This window comes from Leptolyngbya sp. FACHB-36 (assembly GCF_014695955.1).
GTDB lineage: Bacteria > Cyanobacteriota > Cyanobacteriia > Leptolyngbyales > Leptolyngbyaceae > FACHB-36.
The window spans coordinates 1-4,166 of record NZ_JACJPG010000511.1 but is presented as its reverse complement, the minus strand read 5'-3'; the positions used below and the strand labels follow the sequence as shown (position 1 = coordinate 4,166).

Genomic DNA, 4,166 nt, shown 5'->3' with positions numbered 1-4,166 from the left:
ATCTCTACGCGAAACATCGATCCTTTACCCAATTCACTCTCGACAAGAATTCTGCCGTGCATCAAGCGAATCAGTAAATCCGAAATTGACAACCCTAACCCAGTGCCCGCAAACCGCTTTGATAAGCCTTGATCGGCTTGGCGAAATTCTTCAAAAATGTGCTGCAAATCAGCTTTAGCAATGCCAATTCCAGTGTCTAGAACGGTCAGAGAAACCTTATCCGAATCGAGTTCCTCAACAATGACCCGCACGCAGCCAGTTTCCGTGAACTTTATCGCGTTAGACAATAAATTAACGAGCACTTGACGGAGGCGAGTACTATCGTTAACGACGATCGGATTGCTAAGGCTAATCTCGATCGACAGCGGCAGATTTTTTTGCTGTGCCAGCGATCGCAGTTCCTCCGTCGCCGATCGAGCTAAATGCTCTAAATTGATTTGTTCTAGCCGGAACTGTAAGCGTCCAGCTTCAATTTTTGACAAATCTAAAATGTCATTAATCAGCGCCAGCAGATTCTTTCCATTATTCAAAATGCGCTCCACCATGTCTTTCTGCTGAGGTTGCAGCTTGTTTTGGCGCAGCAGCAGTTGTGAGAAGCCAATCACCGCCGTCATCGGTGTGCGAAGCTCGTGGGACATTGTAGCGATGAACTGAGATTTCAGCTGGGCAGCTTCGCGCAATTGCAGATTTTGCAGTTCAATCTGATGGCGCTGGCGCTCCAGTTCGCGGTTTTGCTCACCGAGAATGCGATTTTGGATTTCCAGTCGCTCTTCCCGCTCCTCCAAGGCGCTGATTAGCTGAGCGTTGGTGAGGGCGATCGCAGCCTGTTCGCCAAACGCACCCAGCAGGCGTTGGTCGTCTGCGTCAAAGGCGTCGGGGTCGCTCCAGTTACCAATTGCCAGCACGCCTAATCTACCCGGCTCGGGCGAGGCGATCGGCACTGCACAGATCGAGGCAGGCAACTCAGGCGAGAGATCAATATACGTCGCCATCGATCGCTGAAGCGTCGATGGCTCTGGTTGCGACACGATTAGGCGAGCAGGCCGCGCCGTAGTAGTGGGACCGGGGCGATCGCTGCGAATCAGTTGCGCCTCTCCGGTCTGGAAAATTTCTCCCAAAAGTCCTTCTCCGGGCGCAAAATCGCCGTCTAGCTGCAATAGCTCAGTGCCCGTGCCTGTCGCGGCAGTGAGTTCTAGCAGTCCAGTGTAGGGATTTTGCAGCACAATCAGACAGAACTCCGCCTTAGGAATGGCGCTGCACATGGTATCCACCATGACCTGAAGCAGCTCTGGCAAATTCGTGAGGCGCTGATTCAGCAGGTCAGTCAGTCGTTGCAGCGTCCGGAGTTGCTCTTGGTGCTCACCCAAAATCACCAGCGCTCGGCGGAGATTTTGCTCTGCCTCTTGCGTCACGCGGTAGAGGTAGGCGTTGTCCACTGCCAATGCTGCCCGCTGAGCCAGTTCTTCTGCCAGTGTCAAGTCCGCCAAGGAGTAGTGGCGGCGAGACGCTGCTGTGCGATAAAACGTGAGCGCTCCCAAGGCTTGGTCATGGACAATCAGCGGCACCGTGATCAATGAGCAGGGCTGCAACTCCTGCAAAAACTGAAGATGCTCTGGACTAACCGCTAAATTTTGAAGCCACGAATTGGTCATCTCCGGTACAAACAGGGAGTGGCGTGTCGATAGCGTGTGAATTAACGGATGGTTATCATCCGGCTCAGGGGTATAGTGCTGAATCTGGCTGAACCACTCTTGTTTGCTTGGGTCTGCGTGCCGCCACGCCACCCGCTTAACTCGCCACTGGGAGGTCACCGTATCAAAGAAGCAGCAGTCTCCTAAAAACGGCACGGTTAGCTCGGCAAGGCTGGAAAGAATTATGGTGACATCTAACGACCCAGACAGCCGAGAGCTAGCTTCCGCAAGAAGCTGCTGAATCACCTCGCCGCGTTTGCGATCGGTAATGTCGCTGATAATGCCAGACATGCGTGACAGCTTGTTGTTAGAGTCCCGAATGGCTTTACCTCTGGCAGCACAGTAGCGGTAGTCGCCAGAAGCGTGCAGCAGGCGGCACTCCACATCAAAATTCTCGCCCTGCTCCAAATGGGCAGTGATTGCCGAGAGTACACGAGTGCGATCGTCCGGATGAATCAAGCGGTAAAAGGCGTCGTAAGCCGTGCTAAAGTCTTCACGGGCAATGCCAATAATTTCAAACAGGCGATCGTTACAGAACACTTCGTTCTGGCAGAGGTACCAGTCCCAAATGCCATCGTTCGAGCCATCTAGCACCAATCGATAGCGCTCTTCGCTCTGCCGTAGCTGGTCGGTGACTTTAGCCGCTTGCTGTTCTGCTCGGTGAATTCGCACCGCATTCGTCAAACTACGGGAAAGTGCCTGTGGGGCAATGCGGGATTTCGAGAAGTAATCGTACGCACCTGCTTTCATCAACTCCACCGCAACTTGCTCATCGCCCTGACTCGTCAGCACGATCAGCGGTAGCGAAATGCCTGCCTGTCGCACCTGCTGCACCAGCGACAAGCCATCGCCATCGGGAAGACGATAGTCCAAAAATACGCAGTCGAAGGGTTGCTGTCGGAGAAGTTCGATCGCCACCGCGCAGGTTTCCACTTCCGTCATCTCAACAGCAAGGTCCGTCCGCTGTAGTGCCCGTCGAACCGCCATCCGATCAACGGCGTCGTCATCCACTAGCAGTAGTTTGAGGGGTGCATCCATAGCGGGGGTAGAGCCAAAGGACCAAGCAAGCGCGGGGTAGGTAAGAGAAAATGAACAGCAAACGATCGCAGCCGAATGTCTCTGGTCTCGGGCTTCCAGTCTTAGGGCAGTTCACTCAAGGTCCAATACTTGTTTAATGCCGCCATGGCATCAACAAAGCTTGAGAAGGTCACAGGTTTAAGAATGTAGCCAGCTACATTGAAGTTGTATGCCTCTACCTTATCGCTGTCCTCGTTAGAGGTCGTCAACACAATGACAGGCGTAGGCTTTAACCGAGGGTGGGATCGCAGTTCCTTAAGGAACTCGATCCCACCCATCTTTGGCATATTTAAATCAAGCAGAATTAGACGCCGCGTTTGAGGAAGCGCAAGTTCCCCTTCGCCCCGCAGAAGCTGCAGCGCCTCTAGCCCGTTTGAAGCCGTATAGAGGGGATTTGTGATGTTGTTTTTTTTAAACGCACGTTTAACGTTCATCACATCCACCTCGTCGTCATCGACCAGTAGGATGTTTAGCACTTTATGTTCTGACATACCAAGTTACATTCTTATGATTTCTTAACTTCAGTAATTTGTCCTCACTCGATCGGAGGGTTGAATAACTAGTTACTCCTCAATGGGCATCAGCCTTTCGGCAGTATCGCCTGCTTTACAACTAACCATCTCACACGGAATCATTGCAGGTAATTCCTGTCTAACCACTGCCCTCGCTTGGCTCCTTCATCCACGTAAACCGAAACGTAGCTCCCTGCCCCAACTCTGACTCGACTCGAATAGTTCCTCCTTGACGTTCCACAATTTTTTTAACCACTGCTAAGCCAACGCCTGTACTTTCGACTTTGTCGCGGGGTTCTAGCGTTTGAAAAATGCCGAAGATTTTGTCGTGAAACTGGGGATCAATTCCCGGACCATCATCTGTTACAGCAAATTCGTAGCGATCGCCGTGATCCGCTGCGGTAATTTGAATTCGTCCAGCGGGGCGATCGTGGTGCTTGATGGCGTTGCTAATCAAGTTCGTGAACACTTGCTCTAGTGGCACCCGTTCGGTTTTTAGTGTGGGCATCGGGGTGGCGATCTCGATCGGAAAGTCTGGCGGCACGATCGTGTCGATAATGTCGTGCAGTAGCGCTTCAACGGACACCGTTTCGGGCTGTACGGCGACGCGACCAACGCGAGAGTACTGCAAAATGCCATCGATCAGCGCCTCCAGCCGATGAACTCGTCCGCGCAGCAAGTCCATTTGCTGCCGCGTATCCTCAGTCAGGCAGTCGTTGAGGTCTTCTTCCAGCCACTGAGACAGATTGGCGATCGCCCGCAGTGGGGCTTTCAGGTCGTGGGAGACCACATAAGCGAACTGGTCTAGCTCTTGATTACGCTTTTCCAAGCGGGCAGCCGTTAGCGCCAATCTCATCGAGGTGCGGCTGAGTTCTTCGGCGCGGTG

The 4,166-nt window shown here is 52.9% G+C and carries 3 protein-coding genes; all 3 read right to left on the bottom strand.

The features are described 5' to 3' along the window. Positions 1–2,729, bottom strand: a 2,729-nt coding sequence (locus H6F43_RS14645) for an ATP-binding protein (protein WP_190343472.1), incomplete at its 3' end; no start/stop codon positions are given. Between the two features lie 101 nt (positions 2,730–2,830). Next, the gene (locus tag H6F43_RS14640) at positions 2,831–3,259 is read right to left on the bottom strand and encodes a response regulator (protein ID WP_190343471.1); all 429 of its coding nucleotides are present in this window, start codon (positions 3,257–3,259) and stop codon (positions 2,831–2,833) included. Positions 3,260–3,419: 160 nt separating this feature from the next. Continuing rightward, positions 3,420–4,166 (bottom strand): ATP-binding protein (locus H6F43_RS14635; RefSeq protein ID WP_190343470.1); only part of this gene is annotated, 747 nt, incomplete at its 5' end.